The 19,297-nt window shown below is 65.4% G+C and carries 21 protein-coding genes; 16 read left to right on the forward strand and 5 right to left on the reverse strand.

Annotated elements, in window-relative coordinates; genetic code table 11:
• Nucleotide 1: 1 nt before the first annotated feature.
• From ACLMAJ_RS09035 to ACLMAJ_RS09070, 8 genes are all read left to right on the forward strand, one after another.
• Nucleotides 2-2,059 (forward strand): acetyl/propionyl/methylcrotonyl-CoA carboxylase subunit alpha, encoded by a 2,058-nt coding sequence (locus tag ACLMAJ_RS09035; RefSeq protein ID WP_412013074.1) that lies wholly within the window; start codon nucleotides 2-4, stop codon nucleotides 2,057-2,059.
• Nucleotides 2,056-3,216, forward strand: a complete 1,161-nt coding sequence (locus ACLMAJ_RS09040; RefSeq protein WP_412013075.1) for an acyl-CoA dehydrogenase family protein — start codon at nucleotides 2,056-2,058, stop codon at nucleotides 3,214-3,216. Before ACLMAJ_RS09035 ends, ACLMAJ_RS09040 begins: the two co-directional genes overlap by 4 nt.
• 23 nt (nucleotides 3,217-3,239) lie before the next feature.
• Nucleotides 3,240-4,022, forward strand: coding sequence for an enoyl-CoA hydratase family protein (locus tag ACLMAJ_RS09045; RefSeq protein ID WP_412013076.1), 783 nt, complete (start codon nucleotides 3,240-3,242; stop codon nucleotides 4,020-4,022).
• A 4-nt stretch (nucleotides 4,023-4,026) separates the two neighbouring features.
• Complete coding sequence (locus tag ACLMAJ_RS09050; protein WP_412013077.1) at nucleotides 4,027-4,641, forward strand: TetR/AcrR family transcriptional regulator; 615 nt, start codon at nucleotides 4,027-4,029, stop codon at nucleotides 4,639-4,641.
• 507 nt (nucleotides 4,642-5,148) lie between these two features.
• Nucleotides 5,149-5,583 (forward strand): SRPBCC domain-containing protein, encoded by a 435-nt coding sequence (locus ACLMAJ_RS09055; protein ID WP_412013078.1) that lies wholly within the window; start codon nucleotides 5,149-5,151, stop codon nucleotides 5,581-5,583.
• Nucleotides 5,573-5,905, forward strand: coding sequence for an ArsR/SmtB family transcription factor (locus tag ACLMAJ_RS09060; RefSeq protein ID WP_412013079.1), 333 nt, complete (start codon nucleotides 5,573-5,575; stop codon nucleotides 5,903-5,905). Before ACLMAJ_RS09055 ends, ACLMAJ_RS09060 begins: the two co-directional genes overlap by 11 nt.
• 29 nt (nucleotides 5,906-5,934) lie before the next feature.
• Complete coding sequence (locus ACLMAJ_RS09065; RefSeq protein WP_412013080.1) at nucleotides 5,935-6,720, forward strand: DUF899 domain-containing protein; 786 nt, start codon at nucleotides 5,935-5,937, stop codon at nucleotides 6,718-6,720.
• A gap of 215 nt (nucleotides 6,721-6,935) precedes the next feature.
• A complete protein-coding gene (locus ACLMAJ_RS09070; protein WP_412013081.1) occupies nucleotides 6,936-7,115 on the forward strand; it encodes a hypothetical protein in 180 nt (59 codons plus the stop codon).
• Between the two features lie 101 nt (nucleotides 7,116-7,216).
• Here ACLMAJ_RS09070 and ACLMAJ_RS09075 read toward each other — a convergent pair whose 3' ends face one another.
• On the reverse strand, nucleotides 7,217-7,633 hold the full coding sequence (locus ACLMAJ_RS09075; protein WP_412013082.1) for a hypothetical protein: 417 nt from the start codon (nucleotides 7,631-7,633) through the stop codon (nucleotides 7,217-7,219).
• Nucleotides 7,634-8,049: 416 nt separating this feature from the next.
• Between ACLMAJ_RS09075 and ACLMAJ_RS09080 the strand changes: the two genes are divergently transcribed.
• A complete protein-coding gene (locus ACLMAJ_RS09080; RefSeq protein WP_412013083.1) occupies nucleotides 8,050-8,832 on the forward strand; it encodes an SDR family oxidoreductase in 783 nt (260 codons plus the stop codon).
• Nucleotides 8,833-8,904: 72 nt separating this feature from the next.
• On the opposite strand, the gene ACLMAJ_RS09085 is transcribed toward ACLMAJ_RS09080, so the two are convergent.
• A complete protein-coding gene (locus ACLMAJ_RS09085; protein ID WP_412013084.1) occupies nucleotides 8,905-9,207 on the reverse strand; it encodes a hypothetical protein in 303 nt (100 codons plus the stop codon).
• A gap of 365 nt (nucleotides 9,208-9,572) precedes the next feature.
• Complete coding sequence (locus ACLMAJ_RS09090) at nucleotides 9,573-10,457, reverse strand: helix-turn-helix domain-containing protein (RefSeq protein WP_412013085.1); 885 nt, start codon at nucleotides 10,455-10,457, stop codon at nucleotides 9,573-9,575.
• 243 nt (nucleotides 10,458-10,700) lie between these two features.
• Here ACLMAJ_RS09090 and ACLMAJ_RS09095 point away from each other — a divergent pair, with 243 nt between their 5' ends.
• The 7 genes from ACLMAJ_RS09095 to ACLMAJ_RS09125 all read left to right on the forward strand — a co-directional run bounded on the left by ACLMAJ_RS09095 (nucleotide 10,701) and on the right by ACLMAJ_RS09125 (nucleotide 16,847).
• Complete coding sequence (locus tag ACLMAJ_RS09095) at nucleotides 10,701-10,994, forward strand: hypothetical protein (protein WP_412013086.1); 294 nt, start codon at nucleotides 10,701-10,703, stop codon at nucleotides 10,992-10,994.
• Nucleotides 10,995-11,164: 170 nt separating this feature from the next.
• On the forward strand, nucleotides 11,165-11,314 hold the full coding sequence (locus ACLMAJ_RS09100) for a hypothetical protein (RefSeq protein ID WP_412013087.1): 150 nt from the start codon (nucleotides 11,165-11,167) through the stop codon (nucleotides 11,312-11,314).
• Nucleotides 11,315-11,569, forward strand: a complete 255-nt coding sequence (locus ACLMAJ_RS09105; RefSeq protein ID WP_412013088.1) for a hypothetical protein — start codon at nucleotides 11,315-11,317, stop codon at nucleotides 11,567-11,569.
• Nucleotides 11,570-11,778: 209 nt separating this feature from the next.
• Nucleotides 11,779-12,327 (forward strand): hypothetical protein, encoded by a 549-nt coding sequence (locus ACLMAJ_RS09110; RefSeq protein ID WP_412013089.1) that lies wholly within the window; start codon nucleotides 11,779-11,781, stop codon nucleotides 12,325-12,327.
• A 57-nt stretch (nucleotides 12,328-12,384) separates the two neighbouring features.
• Nucleotides 12,385-13,899 carry an MFS transporter gene (locus ACLMAJ_RS09115; protein ID WP_412013090.1) on the forward strand — a complete coding sequence of 505 codons (1,515 nt, stop codon included), beginning with the start codon at nucleotides 12,385-12,387 and terminating at the stop codon, nucleotides 13,897-13,899.
• A 276-nt stretch (nucleotides 13,900-14,175) separates the two neighbouring features.
• A complete protein-coding gene (locus ACLMAJ_RS09120; protein ID WP_412013091.1) occupies nucleotides 14,176-15,237 on the forward strand; it encodes a methyltransferase in 1,062 nt (353 codons plus the stop codon).
• Entirely contained in the window at nucleotides 15,234-16,847 is a 1,614-nt protein-coding gene (locus tag ACLMAJ_RS09125; protein WP_412013092.1) for an FAD-dependent monooxygenase, read from the forward strand. The genes ACLMAJ_RS09120 and ACLMAJ_RS09125 overlap by 4 nt, the downstream gene beginning before the upstream one ends.
• Before the next feature lie 56 nt (nucleotides 16,848-16,903).
• On the opposite strand, the gene ACLMAJ_RS09130 is transcribed toward ACLMAJ_RS09125, so the two are convergent.
• Nucleotides 16,904-17,161, reverse strand: coding sequence for an HPr family phosphocarrier protein (locus tag ACLMAJ_RS09130; protein WP_412013093.1), 258 nt, complete (start codon nucleotides 17,159-17,161; stop codon nucleotides 16,904-16,906).
• A 29-nt stretch (nucleotides 17,162-17,190) separates the two neighbouring features.
• Nucleotides 17,191-19,296: a PTS fructose transporter subunit IIABC gene (locus ACLMAJ_RS09135; protein ID WP_412013094.1), complete on the reverse strand. Its 2,106-nt coding sequence runs from the start codon at nucleotides 19,294-19,296 to the stop codon at nucleotides 17,191-17,193.
• Nucleotide 19,297: the final 1 nt, after the last annotated feature.

Here is a 19,297-nt window from a genome sequence, read left to right on the forward strand (position 1 = left end):
CATGACAGCATCGCGAAGCGATTCGGTGAGGGGTGGTGGCCGGGTGACGGGCGGGCCGATAACCACTGTCCTCGTGGCCAATCGCGGCGAAATCGCCCGTCGGGTCTTCGCTACCTGCCGACGCATGGGTCTCGGCACCGTAGCCGTCTACTCGGACGCGGATGCCGCCGCACCGCACGTCGTCGAAGCCGATGCCGCGGTGCGTCTTCCGGGCAATACCCCCGCGCAGACCTACCTGCGCAGTGAGCTGATCATCGAGGCCGCGTTGGCCACCGGTGCCGATGCCATCCACCCCGGCTACGGATTCCTCTCCGAGAACGCCGAATTCGCGCGCGCGGTGCTGGCCGCGGGTCTGGTGTGGATCGGACCGCCGGTCGAGGCCATCGAGCAGATGGGCTCGAAGGTCGCCTCCAAGAAGATGATGGACGCCGCCGGTGTCCCCGTGCTCGCCGAACTCGATCCGGCCGAGGTCACCGAGGCACAGCTGCCGGTGCTGATCAAGGCCTCCGCGGGTGGCGGCGGTCGCGGCATGCGTGTGGTGCGTAGCCTCGGCGAACTGGAACCCCAGATCGCCGCCGCGCGAAGGGAAGCCGAATCGGCTTTCGGCGATCCGACCGTATTCTGCGAGCGTTATCTGGAGACCGGCCGTCACATCGAGGTTCAGGTCATGGCCGATACCCACGGCACCATCTGGGCTGTCGGCGAACGGGAATGCTCCATTCAGCGCCGCCACCAGAAGGTGATCGAGGAAGCGCCTTCGCCGTTGGTCGAGCGCATCGAGGGCATGCGCGAGCGCCTGTTCGACGCGGCGCGACTTGCCGCCGGTGCGATCGCCTACACCGGTGCGGGCACCGTGGAGTTCCTTGCCGACGAGCAGGGAGAGTTCTTCTTCCTGGAGATGAATACCCGCCTGCAAGTGGAACATCCGGTCACCGAATGCACCACCGGGCTGGATCTTGTTCGGCTGCAACTGGATGTCGCGGACGGTGGCGCGCTGCCGCCGACGGAGCCGGGGCTGCACGGGCATTCGATAGAAGTCCGGCTGTATGCGGAGGATCCCGCGCACGACTGGCAGCCGCAGAGCGGAACGGTGCACCGGATCGATATCCCGTCGGTGCTCACCGAATTCGACGTGCTCGACAAGCCGGGTGTGCGGCTGGACACCGGCGTCGTGGACGGCTCGGTAGTCGGCGTGCACTACGACCCGATGCTGGCCAAGGTCATCTCCTACGCCGAGACCCGCGCCGAGGCCGCCCGTCTACTGGCTACCGCCTTGCAGCGCGCGAAGATTCACGGCCTTGTCACCAACAGGGACCTTCTGGTGCGAGTGCTGCGGCACCCCGCCTTCCTCGCGGGTGACACCGACACCGCGTTCTTCACCACCAACGGATTGGACGCGCTGTCAGCGTCTTTGGTGTCCGAGGCCGATGAGACGCTCTCGATCGTCGCGGCCGCACTCGCGGACGCGGCGGCGAATCGGAAGTCGGCTCGCGTCGGTGGCGGTCTGCCGGCGGGCTGGCGGAATCTGCCCTCGGAGGCACAGCACAAGTCGTACGAGAGCCGGACATCGGGCACGCACGATATCGCGTACCGATCGAGCCGCAGCGGCGTGACGGTCGACGGGCACGACGGCTTGGTCCTGGTCGAGTCGGCCCCCGATCGGGTCGTGTTGGCTGTGCCCGGCGAACGTGGCGCGGTCCGAAGGCATTTCGAAATCGCCCGCTACGACGATCTGGTCTGTGTGGACTCGCCACTCGGACCTGTCGCCGTGCGCAGGCTGCCGCGCTTCAGTGACCCGGCCGACCAGGTGGCCACCGGTTCATTGTTGGCGCCCATGCCGGGCAGCGTGATTCGGCTCGGCGCCGAGGTCGGCGCCAGGGTCGAACAGGGCCAGCCGATCCTTTGGCTGGAGGCGATGAAGATGGAGCACACCATCGCCGCTCCCGCCGACGGCGTACTCAGCGCCCTCAACGTCATAGTCGGTCAGCAGGTCGTCGTCGGCGCGATTCTCGCCGTCGTCGACCCGGTAGAAGACAACGAAACGCAGGAGAACCGATGAGTTTTATCGAGACCGAAGAGCAGAAGGCGCTGCGGGCCGCCGTCGCCGCGCTTGCCGCGAAGTACAGCTACCGCGACTACGTGCTGCCGAAGGCACGCAATAACGAGCCGCTCACCGAACTCTGGGACGAAGCAGGCAAACTCGGCTTCCTCGGTGTGAACCTGCCGGAGGAATACGGCGGCGGCGGCGCGGGCATGTACGAGCTGGCGCTTGTGATGGAGGAGCTGTCCACACAGGGCGCCGGTCTGCTGCTCATGGTGGTCTCTCCGGCCATCTGCGGCACCATCATCAGCAAATACGGCACCGATGAGCAGAAGCAGGAATGGCTCACCAAGCTCGCCGACGGCACTGCCAAGATGGTCTTCGGTATCACCGAGCCGGACGCCGGGTCGAACTCGCACCAGATCACCACCACGGCGCGCCGCGACGGTGACGACTGGATCCTCAACGGCCGCAAGATCTTCATCTCCGGTGTCGACCAGGCCGAGGCCGTGCTCATCGTGTCCCGCACCGAGGACCACAAGACCGGCAAGCTGAAGCCCGCGCTGTTCATCGTGCCGACCGATGCTCCCGGGTTCGTCAAGACGCCTCAAGAAATGGACATCATCGAGCCGGACCACCAGTTCACGCTCTTCCTCGATGACGTCCGGTTGCCGTCGAATGCCTTGGTCGGCAAGGAAGATGCCGCACTGATGCAGCTGTTCGCCGGTCTCAACCCGGAGCGCATCATGGGTGCCGCGATGGCCGTCGGCATCGGCCGCTACGCGATCAACAGCGCCGTCACATACGCCAAGGAACGCACCGTATGGAAGACGCCTATCGGTGCGCACCAGGGCATTTCGCATCCACTCGCGCAGGTGAAGATCGAGGTGGAGCTGGCACGACTGATGATGCAGAAGGCCGCGACGCTCTACGACGCCGGCGACGAAATGGGTGCCGCCGAGGCCGCCAATATGGCGAAATACGCTGCGGCGGAGGCGAGTATCAAGGCTGTCGACCAAGCCATTCAGACCCACGGTGGTGCGGGCCTGACCAAAGAATATGGCCTGGCCGCGATGCTCGCCGCCGCCCGCATCGGCCGCATTGCCCCGGTCAGTCGCGAAATGGTCCTGAACTTCGTCGCCCAGCACTCGCTGGGGCTTCCGAAGTCGTACTGATACCCGTGGCACAAGGAGGCTCGATGACCGAGACATCCACAGCGCCGTACGTCCGGTATGAGGTCGCCGCTGGCTTCGCGACGCTCACTCTCGACTCGCCGCACAACCGCAACGCGCTGTCCTCGCGGCTCGTCGCGGAGCTGCTGCGTGGCCTCAACGATGCCGCGGCCGACCCCGCGGTACGCGGCATCGTGCTCGCGCACACCGGCAATACTTTCTGCGCGGGCGCCGACCTCACCGAGGCGAGCAACGCCGACCCCGCGGTGGCCGCGGACGAGCGCACCCGCGTGATGATCGATGTTCTGCGCGGGCTCGTCGAGACGCCGAAACCGGTGATCGCGCAGATCGAGGGCAATGTGCGCGCGGGCGGCATGGGCATCGTCGCCGCCTGCGACATCGTCGTGGCAGGACCGGCCAGCAGCTTCGCGCTCACCGAGGTGCGAATCGGGCTCGCGCCGTTCATGATCTCGCTGACCCTGTTGCCGCGACTGAGCCCGCGCGCGGCAAGCCGCTACTACCTGACCGGCGAGAAGTTCGGTGCCGATGTCGCCGAGCAGATCGGCTTGGTCACCGTCAACGCGGAAGATCCGGTGAGCGAGGTGGCGCGGCTGTGCGCGGAGCTGCGCAAGGGCTCCCCGCAGGGCCTCGCCGAGGCCAAGAGACTGGTGAACGCGGCCATTCTGGCGGGGTTCGACAGCTCGGCGGAGGAACTCGCCGCCCGCTCGGCGAGCTTCTTCGGCACCCCCGAGGTGTACGAGGGCATGACGGCCTTCTTGCAGCGTCGCGCACCGAGCTGGGCACAATAGCCCCATGGCGACACCGCACGAACCCAAGCAGGACCGCAGCCGGGCCACCCGGCAGCGGCTGCTGGAGGCGACCATCGATTGCCTTGCCGAAACAGGCTGGGCCGCCGCCACCGTTTCCGTGGTCGCCGAACGGGCCGGGGTATCGCGCGGCGCGGCGCAGCATCATTTTCCGACCAGGGAAGAGCTGATCACCGCCGCGCTCGAGTACATGTTCGACGGCCGAAACCAGCAGGCCAAGGACGAGACCGCGGCGGTGGCGGCCTTGGCGGACGGAGTCGAACGGACCGAGGCCGTTGTCGCGGGCCTGGTCGAGTCCTACACCAGTCCGCTGTTCAAGGCGGCCCTCCAGGTATGGACGCACGCGGCCGCGGACCCGGCCCTTCGCGAACGAATTGTCCCGCTGGAAGCCAAGTTCGGTCGAATCTCGCACCGCCGCGCGGTAGAAGCACTCGGTGTCGACGACACCGATCCCGTCACCCACCATCTGGTCCAGGCGACCCTGGACATGGCCCGCGGACTCGGCCTCGCCGACGTCCTCACCGACGACTCGGCCCGCCGCAAGCTGATCGTTCAGCAGTGGGCGTCGACCCTGCACACTGCCCTGAGCGCCCCGCGTTGATTCATGGAGTGCGAACCTCGGATCACCGTCGGCGGCGGCAGGTCCCATGATCCTCTTGCCGCTGGGGCAAGCTCGGGGGTCGAGGAACCGCCCGATCCGGCGCTGAGCAGGTCGGCTGATCGCCGGGCGCAGGTCCGGGCCCTTGTTCTTGACCGACCGTAAGGCCAAACCGTCTGTGGCCCTTGATGATGTCGATCCGGGCACCGGACGCGCCCGGCTGTCCTATCGCCGTGCGCGACCTTGCTCGAGGAGCGCACCGCGCAGATGACGCGGGGCCCGTTCACGCTGCACCAGTCACGCCACTCCCGGCTCACCCACCCTGCCGAACAGGGCACGTCCACACCGATGCTGTGGCGTTGTCCGGGCACGCCTCGGTACGCAGCCTGACCAAGTACGCGAAGGTGTCGGCCGAAGCCCTCGGCCGATGGCAGGCCCAGACCGAGGTTGACGCAACTCAATGGTTGCAATATTATTGCAACCATTGAGTTGCTATCAACGGAGGTGGCTATGGGGTTTCCCGATCGCATCGAGCGGACGATCGAGCTGGCGCACCCGCCGGTGAAGGTGTGGGCGGCGCTGACCACGGCCGAGGGGTTGGGCACGTGGTTCGGCAATGAGGCCGACATCGAGCTGCGCCCGGGCGGTAAGGCGTGGATGCACTGGAACGAGGGGGGACACCGCGCGGACATGCGGGTGGAGCGGGTGGAGGAGCCGCACGTATTCGGGTTCACCTGGCATATCTTCGGGCTTCCCGAGGAGGATCCGCGTCGCACCTATGTGGAGTTCACGCTCGAGCCGGTGGCCGCGGGTACTCGACTGACCGTGGTCGAGACCGGTTTCGCTCAGCTCGCGGAGGACGCCTACAAGGCGGCGTTCGAGGGCAACACCCGCGGCTGGCAGAACGAGCTCGGTGAGCTGGCCGTCTACCTCGATGCGGCCTGACCAGGAGGCGATCGCCGAGCAGGTCTTCGTGGCCCTAGCGGACCCCAGCCGGCGCGCGATCCTCGCCGCGCTGGCGTCCGCCGGGCCCGCCACGGCGACCGACCTGGCGGCTCGGCTGCCGATCACCCGGCAGGCGATCGCCAAACATCTGACGTTGCTGTCCGAGGCCGGTTTGGTGACCGCGGAGCCGGGGGAGCGCCGCCGGGTGCGTTACCGATTATGTTCCGCGCCGATGCAAATGGCGCAACAATTCCTCGCTGCGCTGGCGCGGGACTGGGACGGCCCGCTCGACGCGTTGAAGAACATCCTCGATCGAGACTGATCAATCCGAAACCGAACAGGAATACCGCTATGAAGACACCGTCGATTGTTTCGCAGAACGAGTGGGAGGCAGCGCGTCTGGAGCTGCTGGTGAAAGAGAAGGAGGTGATGCGCGCCCACGACGCGCTGGGCGCCCAACGCCGCCGCATGCCGTGGCTGGCCGTCGACAAGCAGTACGTGTTCGACGGACCCGACGGCCCGGCGAGTCTGCTCGACCTGTTCCAGGGCCGCCGCCAGCTGATCGTCTACCGCGCATTCTTCGAGCCCGGCGTGGTCGGCTGGCCCGATCACGCCTGCCGCGGCTGCTCCATGATCGCCGACCACGTCGGCAATCTCGCGCACCTGAACGCCCGCGACACCACGCTCGCATTCGCCTCGCACGCACCGCAACCCGAGATCGAGAAGGTGAAGGCCCGGATGGGCTGGTCACAGATCCCCTGGTACACCATCACCGACGAGTTCGACGTGGACTTCGGCGTCGACGAATGGCACGGCACCAACGCCTTCATCCGCGAAGGCGACCAGGTGTACCGCACGTATTTCATCAACAGGCGTGGCGACGAGTACTTCGGAAACACCTGGAGCTACCTGGATATGACGGCCCTCGGACGTCAGGAGAACTGGGAGGATTCGCCCGAGGGCTACCCCCAGACACCGCCTTACGCGTGGTGGAACTGGAACGACGAGTACGCCGCCGCCGTCGACGAAACCGGCTCGGAATGGCAGGGCAGGGTCGCCGCCGCCATAGACAGGGGCGAAGCCGGCCGTCAGCAGAAGGAAGCACCGCACGACTGCTGCGCACACCCGGCGCAGTGATGGTCCACCCGTCGGTTCCGGGCCGGTCCCGAGTGGGCCGGGCCGGAGCGGCTCTGTCGCTGCTCTCGGCGACTCTGCATGCCGCCTGCGACGGAACCCATTGCACCACAGTGTGGGTGATTGTCCTGCCGGCGTTGATGTCGCTGGGCTGCCTATGGTGTGCCTGGGACCTGTGGACCCGGCCATCCCCCGGGGCGTGGGCCATGACCGCGGCGATGAGCAGCGCAATGCTGGTGCTGCACTTCACCATCCCGATGCCGGGCACTGTGATGCACCAGGCTTACCTGGCCGCCCTCGCCGATCTGGTGCTGTCCGTCGGGATGCTGCTCCGCACAGTCGTGTCCCGCATGCCACCGGAGTCCATCGAAGGGGCAGCCCACCAACTCGCCGCCTGATCAACCCTCACGCCAGAAGAGCTACCCCAAATAGGAAGGCGCGGTGCTCGCCGCGATCTGAGCATGTTCAACCAGGTGATGCCCCGTTTACGGCCGAAGTACTAGCAGAGTCCTTGTTGCTTGAGGTGTCCGGAATCGATCGCGTAAGACGTGGAACCGATGAAATAGCCGAGGATTCCGCCGATGACCGCTCCGGGGATCGCGCCGAAGACGAAGACGGGCAGGCCAACGATTCCACCGATGATGGTGCCGAGCACCACGCCGAGCGCCGTTCTGAGCTCGATGGTGTCACCTGGCGGCAGGCACTGTCCGATGTCGGTCGCGTGCGGGGTCGGTTCGGATGCGGATGCGGCAACGATCGAGCCGGGTGATTCCACTCGTTGGGCCGGCGCGGTGGCGGCGATCGGATCGGCTGATTCCGCTGGTTCAGCCGACGCGGTGGCGGCGAATCCAATGGTGAGTGCGATTGCGACCAGTGCGCCGACAACGGTTACGGCGAGTCTCGGAATTGTTCTCACGATTTCCCTGAGTGTCTTGTGTTGGCACGTGACCTGATGATGGTTGCGGTCCGACTGGCGTCGTCACGCACAGGCCAATCATCGCTGGAGTCCGTGGCCCACGAAGGGCTTTCGGAATCATTCGACAGCATGACACATTCGGCGGCCGGCGGCCCGGTACCGGTAATCGCTGGCCGGTAACCGGAAACCGTGACGGTGCTGCCGCGCTTCCGGCAGCTCGACTCCGCTCGCGTCGTAGGTCGGTCTGCGATGGGCGTGGCGAATCACCAGAGGCGACATCCGGGGTGTTCGGCTCGTGCTGGTCGTCGGCAAGCTGAACTGGTGTCTTGTGGTGATGTCACACTCGCCGGAGGTGTGTCGTCTTCTTGACGAACCAGGAACAAACGTTCCGGGATAAGGACGAAGGAGTAGGGACCATGTCGGCTTCCAAGAAGATTGCTGTTGTCGGAGCGACCGGTCGGCTCGGTCGTCATGTTGTCGATGTGCTGACCGAGCAGGGGCATGACGCGGTGGCTTTCTCCCGGGCGAACGGCGTCGATATCGAAAGCGGCGTCGGGCTGGTCGAGGCGCTCGAAGGGGTCGAGGTTGTGATCGACGCGTCGAGCACACCTTCCGCTGACAAGGACGTCGCGACGGAGTTCTTCCGTTCCGCCGCGAAGAATCTGCACGAGGCGGGGCAGAAGGCAGGCGTCGAGCGGCTCGTCGTGGTGTCCATCATCGGCATCGACGGTTCCGTCGCGGGCTACAACGCCGCGAAGCTCGCCCACGAGGTGGCGCTGCTGGAAGGTCCACTGCCGGTGCAGATCCTGCGTGCCGCGCAGTTCCATGAGCTCGTCGAGGTCATGACCCAATGGGGAACCCAGGGCGAGGTCGCGTACCTGCCGAACATGCGCACTCAGCTGGTCGCCGCCCGCACGGTCGCGGAAGCACTGGTCGCGTTGGCGGTCGATCCCGCGCCGGAGTCCACCGACGGACCATTCCCCGAGGTCGCGGGCCCGCAGCCGGAGACAATGGCGGGGGCCGCCGCGACACTCGCGGCCCGCGTCGGCCACCCCGCGCGGATCGAAGAGTCGAGCGACCCGGCCAACCCGGACCGCGCCCTGTTCGAAAACGGTGGCCTGCTGCCCGGCGCACACGCCGAGCTGGCGGGCCCGACGTTCGCCGAATGGGTCGAAGCGAACTTCCCGGCCGCGAACTGACAGCTGTACCACCAGAACGTAATTCGCCCGGTGACGAATCACCGGGCGAATTACGTTGGTGCGGTGGCGCCGTCAGAAGAAGTAGGCGGTCCCCGACGAACTCCCCGTCCCGTATCCCATGCTCCTCAGCCAATTCTTGAAGGCGATCAATGCTCCGCCCACCGGACCCGGATCGCTGCACGAACCACCGACCGACGAGAAGGTGCAACCGTCATTCGCGACCGGCGACGCACCGATCTCACTGCTGACAACCTGCCCGCTGTCGGCCGACGCCGTGGCCACCGGCCCCGACAGCACACCCGCGACGACAGCACCGGCCAACACCAGGCCACTGATCCCGCGCTTCCATTGCACACTGCTATTCAATGTCCTCACGGACGCGAAACTACCGCACCTCGCGGCAAAACCGATTGTCCCGCAGTGCCCCCAAAATCGGAGGGTCGACCTACGGGCGAACTTGCCGCCATTGCTGCCTGTTCCGATCCGGCCGAGGCCTAGCTGTCGAGGCCCGTCGAACATCTTGACAGTCGGTACGGTCCGCTATGTTGCGACGGTGATGAAGGTCGACTCGGACAGGCTGCGGGCGCTGCTTGCCGAGCACTCGGCGACGCGGTCGAAGGCACAGGAGTGCTGGCCGTACCGCGCTCACTACGACACCTCCTACGCCGCGGCGCTCTACCGATCTGACCCACAACGCAACAGCCCCAGCACAACTGGATCCGACGAGCTCGCGTTGATACTCACGGTCGATATCGCTTCGCTATTTTCCTTAGCATTGCTCTGCTGTCCGCATCGTTCAGCGAGGCATCGTGCAGAGCAGCCGACACCGCGAGATAGCGGTCGATGTCTACTGGTTTCTCCAGGTAAACATCGGCAGTCAGGATGTTTTCAACGAAGACCACGGTAGGTTCCACAAGTCGCTTCTTGGCATCGAGCCCAAAGCCGAGGATCACAAACGCCGCAGGTAACACACCCATCGGCAGGCCCGCCGAGAACGGTAGTATTCGCACCTCGACGTTCGGCCATGTGCTGGCGTCGGCGAGGTGACGCAACTGATTAGACATGACCCTCGGACTCCCGACCATGCGGTGAAGTGCGGATTCGTGCAGCACCACATCAAGCTTGACCGGCTCGGCTCTTCGCTTGATGATCAGCTGCCGCTTCATCCGGAGTTCCACGTGGCGGTCTATTTCCACGGTTGATGCTTCCGATGCATAGGCGCTAATTATTGTTCGAGCGTATTCCTCGGTCTGGAGCAGACCAGGCACCAGTTCTTGATACGAAACCATGTGCCGCGCGGCAGCTTCCAATCCAACGTAATTGGTTTTGAAGCTGTGCGATGCCAGGTCGTGGTACTCCGCGTACCAGCTCTTGACCGCAGCTTGTGCGGCCAGATGCTTCATCGCCGCCATCTCGCTCGCAGATCGCTCGTAGATCTCACACAGGTGTTGAACGATGCGGACCCGAACCTTGTCGGCTTGGCCCTTTTCAAGCCGGTGCAGCGTAGTCGTACCGATCTCCACGAGCTTCGCTGCCTGCGCCAGCGTGAGGCCCATGTCCTCGCGGTACTCGCGTAACAAACGCCCCAGCTGTCGCCGGGGCAGGGTGCTGTCTTCGTCGGCCATCTCGTTTCCTTCGTAGACGGAACGGGGGGACAGCAGGGAGCGGAAACAGTTTGGCACGGTTTGCGGAACCGTACCTGGCGAAATGGAAAATCTCAGACGGGGTTTCACGTCTGCGTTGTGCCTGGTCAGGGGTGGTGGTGTCGTTGTGAGTGCGCGGCACCCGGTAGTAGCAGGGAGCAAACCCACCTTCGGCGCTCGTCGCCTTGCAGGCGCGAAAGTGGGCAGGACGGCCGGGTGCCGCGCTTGTCGGTCGAAGGTCACAACAAGCTGCTGGGTCGGGAGCAAGCCATGCCGAATATGCAACTGCCGCAACGAAACACGGTTGTCGGGCCGCCAGCCGCATATGTGGGCGCAACGGTCGATGTAGTCGAGACCTTCGCGACCGCGCTGCGTGAGTGGGCGGGCCAGCCGATGGTCGCCGAATCATCCCGGAACCGGGGTGTGGTTGCCACCGAATCGTCCCGGTGCCGGGGTGTCGAGTCCTCCGGCATCGGGCGCACGAACGACGAGACCGCGCGTTTGGAAGGTGGGCTGTAATGCGTCGAGATCGTTTGCGTACCACCGAATCACCGGACAGCAGGAAGGTCGCTGTATGGCGGTTGATCGGTCGTGATTGTCAGATTCTTCGATTCCAGAATCGTGCCGATGCGTCTGCCGCGTATCGATGGCCGAGCGGCAGATCATTGCCCAGCGCGCAGCGTGGTCTCGTGTTGTTCGATGGTGTTGCGCTGCCTGATCTTTGGGAAGTCCGCATGATGTTCCCCGGCCATCTGGATCTGTGGGACGCGGTCCGTGACGATCTGTGGGCGGCGTTGCTGTGCATGACGGATCCGCCCGCCTGGTCGCGGGGAATGTAGATGTCGGATCCGGTCCCGTATCTGCCGTCCGGTGCGGTCGCCTCTTCGGTGCGTGAGCTTCTCGAGGTCTTTCATGAGGACACTGCCCACAAGCTCGCGATCGCGCCGACCGACAGCTTGCCGATCGTTCACGGGTCGGACGGAACTTTCCGCGCGGTGGACGAGGACGGGTGGCCTGATGTGTATGACGACCTCGACAAGCTGGAAGCCCTTCCTGTCCGACCGATCAGCGTCCGAGACACCGAGACATCATGAGCCCCAATGCTTTCTGCACGCCCGACTGTGACACCGCGTTCAGTCGAGGACCGCCGTTCCCGCCGACCGCCGAAACGCCCGTTGACATCCAATCCGCCCCTCTATATGTTTGCATGCAAAATAGCTTTGATCGCAAAGTGAAAATGCATTCGTGATCGAGACCATCGCACGCGATCTCGACATGGGTAGCCGACAGGAAGGACCGGAATGTGACCAACGACCAGCCGACTTCGGCAAGCACTTCCATCGGTCGGCGACGGTTGCTCGTCGGCGCGGCGGTCGCGGTGGCTGTTCCCGCGACGCTCGCGGTGGGAGCGCTCGCGGCGCGCGGCGACACCGACGAAAAGGCAAACGAGGAAAGGGATCCCATGCAGACCGCAATGGGCAATCGCATACTGATGATCGGCCTGCACCCGGGTGTGCTCGACTACAGCAGGATTCCGGGCCTGGACGAGCAGACACTCACCGCCAGGATCGAGGCGGGCAATGCGGCGATTCGTGACGCCGGGTTCGACGCGGTGTCCTGCCAGATCGGCCTCTCCCCGGATGAGGCCGAGTCGCAGATCCGAGACCAGCTGGCGAGCGGCCCCTTCGGTGTGGCAATGATCGGCGCGGGCATCCGGGCTGCCGTCGAGCACACCCTCCTGTTCGAGCGGATCGTCAACGTGCTGAGCGACTCCGCACCCGGAATCAGGTTCTGCTTCAACACATCTCCCGAGAGCAGCATCGATGCGCTGCGTCGCTGGGTGCACCCGTAGCCAGGTCTGCGACGCATCACAAGATCTCTGCCGAGTCGAAAAACCGAAGGGCCAGTTATGACTGAGCAAGAGCAGGGCACGAGCCTGGACGGGGGCGGCGGTACAGATGACGGGTACAGCCCGCGCCGTTGGGCAGCCCTGGCCGTAACACTGTCGGTCGTACTGATGGACATGGTCGACTCGACAGTGCTCAACGTGGCCCTGCCGTCGCTGCAAAAGGATCTCGAAGCTTCCTCCGCGCAACTGGAGTGGTCGATCGCCGGTTACACCCTCGCGTTCGCCGCCGCCATGATCACCGGTGGCCGACTCGGCGACCGATTCGGCCGCCGCCGGATCTTCCTGATCGGGCTCTCTTCCTTCGTCATCACCTCGGTGCTGGCCGGTCTCGCGACCGGACCGGAGATGCTGATCGTGGCCAGGGTGCTCCAGGGCGCGGCGGCGGCGCTGATGGTGCCGCAGGTGCTGGCGATGATCCAGGTCGAGTTCCCCAAGTTCGAACACCCCAAGGCGATGGCGATGTACGGCATGACCTTCGCACTCGGCGGTCTCGGCGGACCACTGCTCGGCGGCGTGCTGCTCGAAACGGACCTGTTCGGGCTCGATTGGCGGCCGATCTTCTTCGTCAATGTCCCGATCGGCATCGTCGGATTGGTCGGCGCGGTCATCCTGACCCGCGAGTCCCGCGCCGAGCAGGCGACCTCCGCCGACCTGCGCGGCACCTGCATCGCCACCGCTGGTCTGCTGGCCCTGCTCTACCCACTGATCGAGGGCCGCCCATTGAACTGGCCGCTGTGGACAGTCGCACTGATGCTGGCTTGCCCGATCTTGCTGTGGCTGTTCGTCCGGTACGAGAAGTCCCTTGTCGTACAAGGCATCTCACCGCTCATCGACCCGGCGCTGTTCCGGCAACGAGGCGCGATCGGAGGGTTGCTCGTCGCGATCGTCTTCTTCTGCGGAACCGCCTACACCCTGGTGCTCACGGTTCATCTGCAAGCAGGTGCCGGATACTCCCCGCTCCGTACCGCGCTGTCGATGATCCCCTTCACCGTCGGTGTCGGTATCGGCTCGGGCTTCGCGCCCAAGTTGATGCCGATGGGCCGCAAACTGGTGATCTTCGGGTCGCTGGTGATGGCCCTCGGCATGTCCGTGGTGGCTCTCACCATCGACCGCTACGACACCGCTATCGAACCCTGGCAACTGATTCCAGGCATGCTCGTCTCCGGTATCGGTCTCGCCATGGTGGCGGGCACTCTGCTGACCATCGTGCTCGCCAAGGTGCCCCCGGCTCAGGGCGGTGCCGCCTCCTCGCTGATCAACACCAGCATCCAGGTCGGCGTGGCGGCCGGCGTCGCGCTCGTCGGCACCGTCTACTTCGGCCAGCTGGAGAACGGTCACACCCCAACGGACTCGGCGGTTACGGGCATGGTGGTGGTAGTCGGTCTCTACATTCTGGCTGCTTTGCTGGCCCTGGTGTTGCCAAGTGGCTCAGTGGACATCGCCGAGGAGCAGAACAACGACGGCCCGGTCGACGCGGCGCTGCCTCAGGGCGCTCCCGTGACCGCTCGGACCTGACCGGCCCTCGCGACGAAGAGTGGCCTAACGCTCAGGACGGTGGCCCGAGTACGGTAATGTCCACGGCCCTTTACAAACTCGACTCGCCCGGTGACATCGCCACCAGGCGGCGTACTCGCAGCTCTCCCGCCCGGCCCCCGGTCCGGCGGACAGTCAGACCGGTCGGTTCAACCGTGCAGAGGCATAGCTATTCGCCGGGGATGCGAGCAGTCTGCTCACTACTTGCCGCGCCAGCTCGCTGGTACGCGACGGAACCTTCTCCGAAAGATTGACGCCATGCCTATCGAATCCCACGATCCCGGACCTGATCGCACAGTTCTCAACCTCGCCTGGGGCCATCTGGCCAGCGCGGCTGTCGGCGCCGTCGCCAGAATCGGTGTGGCCGATCATCTCGTCGGGAGCCCACGCACGGCGAGCGAATTGGCAGCCTTGACAGGTGTCGACCAATTGAGTCTGCAACGGACGCTTCGGTTTCTGGCCAGCACCGGAACCTTCTACGAGGATGGCCGTGGACGATTCCACCTGACCGCGGCCGCCGAACGACTGTCGACACAATCACCACTATCGCTGCGCGACGCGGTAATTTTTCTGACCGAGCCGATATTCTGGCGAACCATCGCACAGTTCCCCGACACTCTGCACAACGGCCGCACTGCTTTCGACGATATCTTCGGCACCCCGCTATGGGAGCATCTGAGCCAAAATCCGACTGCCGCAGGGATTTTCGATGCGGGCATGGTCAGCTATTCGGCGCCACAGGACGCTGCTATCGCCGACACCTTCGATACTTCCGGCGTCAGCAAGGTGGTAGACGTGGGTGGTGGGCGTGGTGGGCTGCTGTCGTTGCTGCTGTCTCAGGACCCGAAACTGACCGGTGTCCTCTACGACCGCAAACCCGTTCTGGCGGAGCATCTTCTCGATACTCCAGAGCTGACCGGCCGCTGGGAAACCGTGCCGGGGGACTTCTTCGAGTCCGTACCGACCGGCGGCGATCTGTACATTCTCAAGCACATCCTGCACGACTGGAGCGACGAGGAATGCATCAGCATCCTGCGGTGCTGTCGCGATGCCATGACGCCGGGCAGTCGGCTGCTTGTCGCGGAAACCATCGCGCCGCCGCCGAATACACCGCACTATGTGTGGTCGCTCGACATGATGATGATGGCGCTGCTCACCGGGCGTGAACGCACCCGTGAAGAGTTCGAGCAACTGTTCGCGGCCGCGGACCTGACGCTGACCCGTGTCACGGTGACCGCGTCGTACAGCTCGATGGCGATCATGGAGTTGGTTACTCGACCCGAACAGTCGACAGCCTCGGGCCAAGAGGTCATCCGGTGAGTGAGGTTCCAGTACTGATCGTCGGAGGCGGCCCGATAGGCATGACGCTGGCGTTGGACCTCGGCTGGCGCGGGGTCCCTTGTCTGCTGGTGGAGGAGACCGACAGGATTCTGACCGTCCCACGGGCCAATACACTCAGTGCCCGGTCGATGGAGCATTTCCGCAGGCTGGGAATCGCCGCACGAATACGCGCGACCGGACTGCCCGCCGACTACCCGACCGACGTCAGCTACCGCACCCGGATTCGCGGCCCCGAGTTGCACCGGGTCACCTTGCCCTCCTCCGCCCAGGTCCTCGCCGGAACCGATCGTGACCACAACAGTCCGACCAATGAACCGATGCATCGCATCGCCCAGTTCTATCTTGAACCGATCCTCCTCGACGACAGTCGTCGATACCCCCACGTGCGCATTGAACGAGAGACCAAGCTAGAGGCTTTCGAGGAAACCGACGGTGGTGTCCGTGCCACCGTGCGCTCGATGTCCACCGGCGTGACCCGAACCGTGCACGCGGATTTCCTCGTCGGCTGTGATGGCGGCAACAGCGTGGTACGGCAGCAGTTGGGTGCGCGACTGACCGGCACCGATACCGTCTTTCAGGCGGTCTCCACCTACTACCGGGCGCCGGCGCTGAAAGACCTCATCCAGCCACGCACCTGGATGACATGGTCGATGAATCGTGACGGTATGGGCGTTACCATCGCCATCGACGGCCAAGACCTTTGGCTCACCCACACTTTTCTGCCCGTCGACACCGATACCGGCCTTGTCGATCCGGGAGCACTGATCACGCAGGCCGTCGGATCAGAACTGCCACACGAGATACTCGGCGTCGACCGGTGGACGGGACATCGCCTCGTCGCCGACCGCTACGGCAGCGATCGGGTTTTCATCGCCGGGGACGCCGCTCACCTGTGGGTACCGATGGCAGGCATGGGGATGAACACGGGAATCAGCGAGGCGGCCCATCTCGCCTGGATGCTGGCCGCCGTCCATACGGGCTGGGCCGGTCCGCAGTTGCTCGACGCGTACGAGATCGAACGGCGTCCCGTCGCGGAAACCATTTCACGCTTCGCGACCAGTCTCGGCGAGTCGTTGCGTGACTTGGGGAACACCGATGTGGCCGAGGACGACAGCCCCTCCGGGATCAGCTCACGCCAGGAGCTCGGCAGGGCCGTGGCGGCCGCTGATGCGGACCAGCACAAGCCGATCGGGCTGAGCTTCGGCTATCACTACTACGGCTCTCCACTGCTCGCCGCCGACCAACCACCACCGGAATTCACGATCGGCGGTTACTGGCCCTCCACTGCGCCCGGCGCCCGGCTGCCGCATCTCACACTCCCCGACGGCAGGTCGGTCTACGACCAGCTCGGCCGCGACTTCACGCTGCTGCGCATCGGCCCGAATCCCCCTGACCCCGGCCCGATTCTGCGCGCGGCCGCCGCACGCGCGGTCCCGGTCGAGGTACTCGACCTCCCTTTCGATGAAGCCGTCGAACGATACGAGAAGATCCTGATCCTTGTTCGCCCAGATCAACACATCGCCTGGCGCGGTGACACCCCACCCGCGCAACCGGATTCGCTCATCGATCTGATCCGTGGCGGGAGTTGAGGGATTCTGCGCGGACTACCTTCGTTCGCGGACAGGTTCGTTCGAGGGCACCGAGATCACGCGTCGAGGTCGGCGGCGATCAGTTCGGCGATTCTGTCGAGGATGGGCTGATCGTCGCTGCTGACGATGACATCGGTGCCCTTGGTCGCGCCGAGGGTCATGATCATCAGTGCGGACCCGGCATCAACCGGATCACCACCGACGAGCGACAGGGTGACCGGCACACCCGCGGTGGCGACGGCCTCGGCGATGATGTTGGCGGGGCGGGCATGCAGGCCGATGGCCGATCCGACGATGACGGTGGTGCTGGCCATTGTGGTTCTCCTCGTGAGGGTTTCGAGTTTTACGCGGTAGTGAGGACGGGGGTCGCGGTGATGGTGCGTGGTTTGATCAGTTCTTTGGCTGCCGTCACGCAGAGAGCCCCGAATGCGGTTCCCGCGGCGATCGCGGCGATGAACGCGACGATGTGGCCGATGGCGAAGAAGACAAAAATGCCGCCGTGTGGCGCACGCAGCGTGGTTCCGGTCGCCATGATCAGCGCTCCGGTGACCGCACCGCCCGCCATCATCGACGGGATCACCCGCAACGGGTCGGCAGCGGCGAACGGGATGGCGCCTTCGGAGATGAATGAGGCGCCGAGCAGCCAGGCCGCCTTGCCGTTCTCACGTTCGGCGGTGGTGAACAGTTTCGGGCGCACCGTGGAGGCCAGCGCCATGGCCAGTGGTGGAACCATGCCCGCGGCCATTACCGCGGCCATGATGCGCAGTGAGGCGGGGTCGGTGACCGAAAGCCCGGCGGCGGCGAACGAGTAGGCGGCCTTGTTGACCGGGCCGCCCAGGTCGAAGCACATCATCAGCCCGAGGATGACACCGAGGACGATGGCCGAGCTACCGGAGAGGCTGTTGAGCCAATGGGTGAGTCCGGACGTGAGCGCGGCGAGTGGTTTGCCGAGGACGATGAACATGAGCGCGCCGACGATGAGTGAGGCGAACAGCGGGATCACCACCACCGGCATCAGGCCCCGTGCCCACTGCGGGACAGCGATTCTCGTGATCCACAGTGCGACGAACCCGGCGACGAGTCCGCCGATCAGGCCGCCGAGGAAGCCGGCGCCGACAAAGACCGCGACCGCTCCCGCAGTGAATCCCGGTGCCAGACCTGGCCGGTCGGCGATCGCGAACGCGATATACCCGGCGAGCGCGGGCACCAGGAATCCGAACGCGAGCACGCCGAGTTGGTACAGGACCGCGCCGAGATAGGCGGCGAGGCCGCCGTCGGGCAGTTGGGTGATCGAGTTGTCGAGCACGATCGTCTTTGCGCTGTTGGATATTTCGTAGCCGCCGAGCAGGAAGCCGAGGGCGATCAGAAGTCCACCCGCCGCGACGAACGGGATCATGTAGCTGACGCCGGTGAGCAAGATCTGCCGGAGTCGGGTGCCCCACCCCAGTGCGGTGGGTGCCGAACGCGCGGGAGTCGCGGTGCCCGATACGGTCGGCGCCGTGGGGTCGAGGGCGGCGCGTAGCGCATCGGTGACCATGGTGTCCGGCTCGTTGATCGCGCGTTTGACGCCCGACTCGACCACCGGTTTCCCGGCGAATCGTGCTCGGCCGCGCACGCCGACATCGGTGGCGAAGATGACCGCGCCCGCCGCGGAGATGGTTTCGGGATCGAGCGGGGTGGAGCCGCTTGATCCCTGCGTCTCCACCTCGACGGTCACTCCGGCGCGTTTTCCCGCGGCGACCAGGGAGTCGGCGGCCATGTAGGTGTGTGCGATGCCGGTCGGGCAGGCGGTCACCGCGACGATGGTCGGTCGGGTGACAGATTCGGCGGATACCGACGACGGCACCGGCACCGACTCGGAGGCAGACGATTCGGAAGCTTGGTTCGGAGCCGTGGGACTGGCTGGCGCGGAACTGACTGCCGCGGAACTGACTGGCATCGAATCGGCCGTTGCTGAATTCGCCGCCGTGGCATTCGCGGCGGCGGGAACCGGGGCCGGGGCGAGTACACCGTCAACCAGCGCGACAATATCGGCCGCACTGCCCGCCGCCCGCAGCGCTGTCACGAATTCCGGCCGCACCAGCGCCCGAGCAAGGCCGGAGAGCAGCTTCATATGCTCGGCGCCGGCCGCCTCCGGCGCCGCGATCAGGAAGACGAGATCGGCGGGCCCGTCCGGGGCGCCGAAATCGACCTTCGGTGCGAGCCGTGCGAAGCCCAGCGACGCGGTGGTGACGGTCGCGGCCCGGCAGTGCGGGATCGCGATCCCACCCGGAAGCCCGGTGGCCGACTGTGATTCGCGCGCCAAAGCGGCGTCGCGGAGTGCGTCGGTGTTCTCGGCGCGGCCCGCGTCGGCGAGCCGCCGGGCGAGGGCGGCGATCACCGACTCTTTCGCGGCGCCGAGGTCGGCATCGAGGGTGATCAGATCGACGGTGATGATCGGGACGGCCATC

The organism is Nocardia arseniciresistens (assembly GCF_046764875.1).
In the GTDB taxonomy this organism is placed as follows: domain Bacteria; phylum Actinomycetota; class Actinomycetes; order Mycobacteriales; family Mycobacteriaceae; genus Nocardia; species Nocardia arseniciresistens.

What these genes read in the sequence shown, in the direction of transcription:
- ACLMAJ_RS09080 (WP_412013083.1), top strand. Translation starts at nt 8,050, where the DNA reads ATGTCGGCTTCCAAGAAGATTGCTGTTGTCGGAGCGACCGGTCGGCTC.
- ACLMAJ_RS09070 (WP_412013081.1), top strand. Translation starts at nt 6,936, where the DNA reads ATGAGCAGCGCAATGCTGGTGCTGCACTTCACCATCCCGATGCCGGGC.
- ACLMAJ_RS09090 (WP_412013085.1), bottom strand. Translation starts at nt 10,457, where the DNA reads ATGGCCGACGAAGACAGCACCCTGCCCCGGCGACAGCTGGGGCGTTTG.
- ACLMAJ_RS09115 (WP_412013090.1), top strand. Translation starts at nt 12,385, where the DNA reads ATGACTGAGCAAGAGCAGGGCACGAGCCTGGACGGGGGCGGCGGTACA.
- ACLMAJ_RS09130 (WP_412013093.1), bottom strand. Translation starts at nt 17,161, where the DNA reads ATGGCCAGCACCACCGTCATCGTCGGATCGGCCATCGGCCTGCATGCC.
- ACLMAJ_RS09120 (WP_412013091.1), top strand. Translation starts at nt 14,176, where the DNA reads ATGCCTATCGAATCCCACGATCCCGGACCTGATCGCACAGTTCTCAAC.
- ACLMAJ_RS09035 (WP_412013074.1), top strand. Translation starts at nt 2, where the DNA reads ATGACAGCATCGCGAAGCGATTCGGTGAGGGGTGGTGGCCGGGTGACG.
- ACLMAJ_RS09065 (WP_412013080.1), top strand. Translation starts at nt 5,935, where the DNA reads ATGAAGACACCGTCGATTGTTTCGCAGAACGAGTGGGAGGCAGCGCGT.
- ACLMAJ_RS09040 (WP_412013075.1), top strand. Translation starts at nt 2,056, where the DNA reads ATGAGTTTTATCGAGACCGAAGAGCAGAAGGCGCTGCGGGCCGCCGTC.
- ACLMAJ_RS09045 (WP_412013076.1), top strand. Translation starts at nt 3,240, where the DNA reads ATGACCGAGACATCCACAGCGCCGTACGTCCGGTATGAGGTCGCCGCT.
- ACLMAJ_RS09135 (WP_412013094.1), bottom strand. Translation starts at nt 19,296, where the DNA reads ATGGCCGTCCCGATCATCACCGTCGATCTGATCACCCTCGATGCCGAC.
- ACLMAJ_RS09055 (WP_412013078.1), top strand. Translation starts at nt 5,149, where the DNA reads ATGGGGTTTCCCGATCGCATCGAGCGGACGATCGAGCTGGCGCACCCG.
- ACLMAJ_RS09105 (WP_412013088.1), top strand. Translation starts at nt 11,315, where the DNA reads ATGTCGGATCCGGTCCCGTATCTGCCGTCCGGTGCGGTCGCCTCTTCG.
- ACLMAJ_RS09060 (WP_412013079.1), top strand. Translation starts at nt 5,573, where the DNA reads ATGCGGCCTGACCAGGAGGCGATCGCCGAGCAGGTCTTCGTGGCCCTA.
- ACLMAJ_RS09050 (WP_412013077.1), top strand. Translation starts at nt 4,027, where the DNA reads ATGGCGACACCGCACGAACCCAAGCAGGACCGCAGCCGGGCCACCCGG.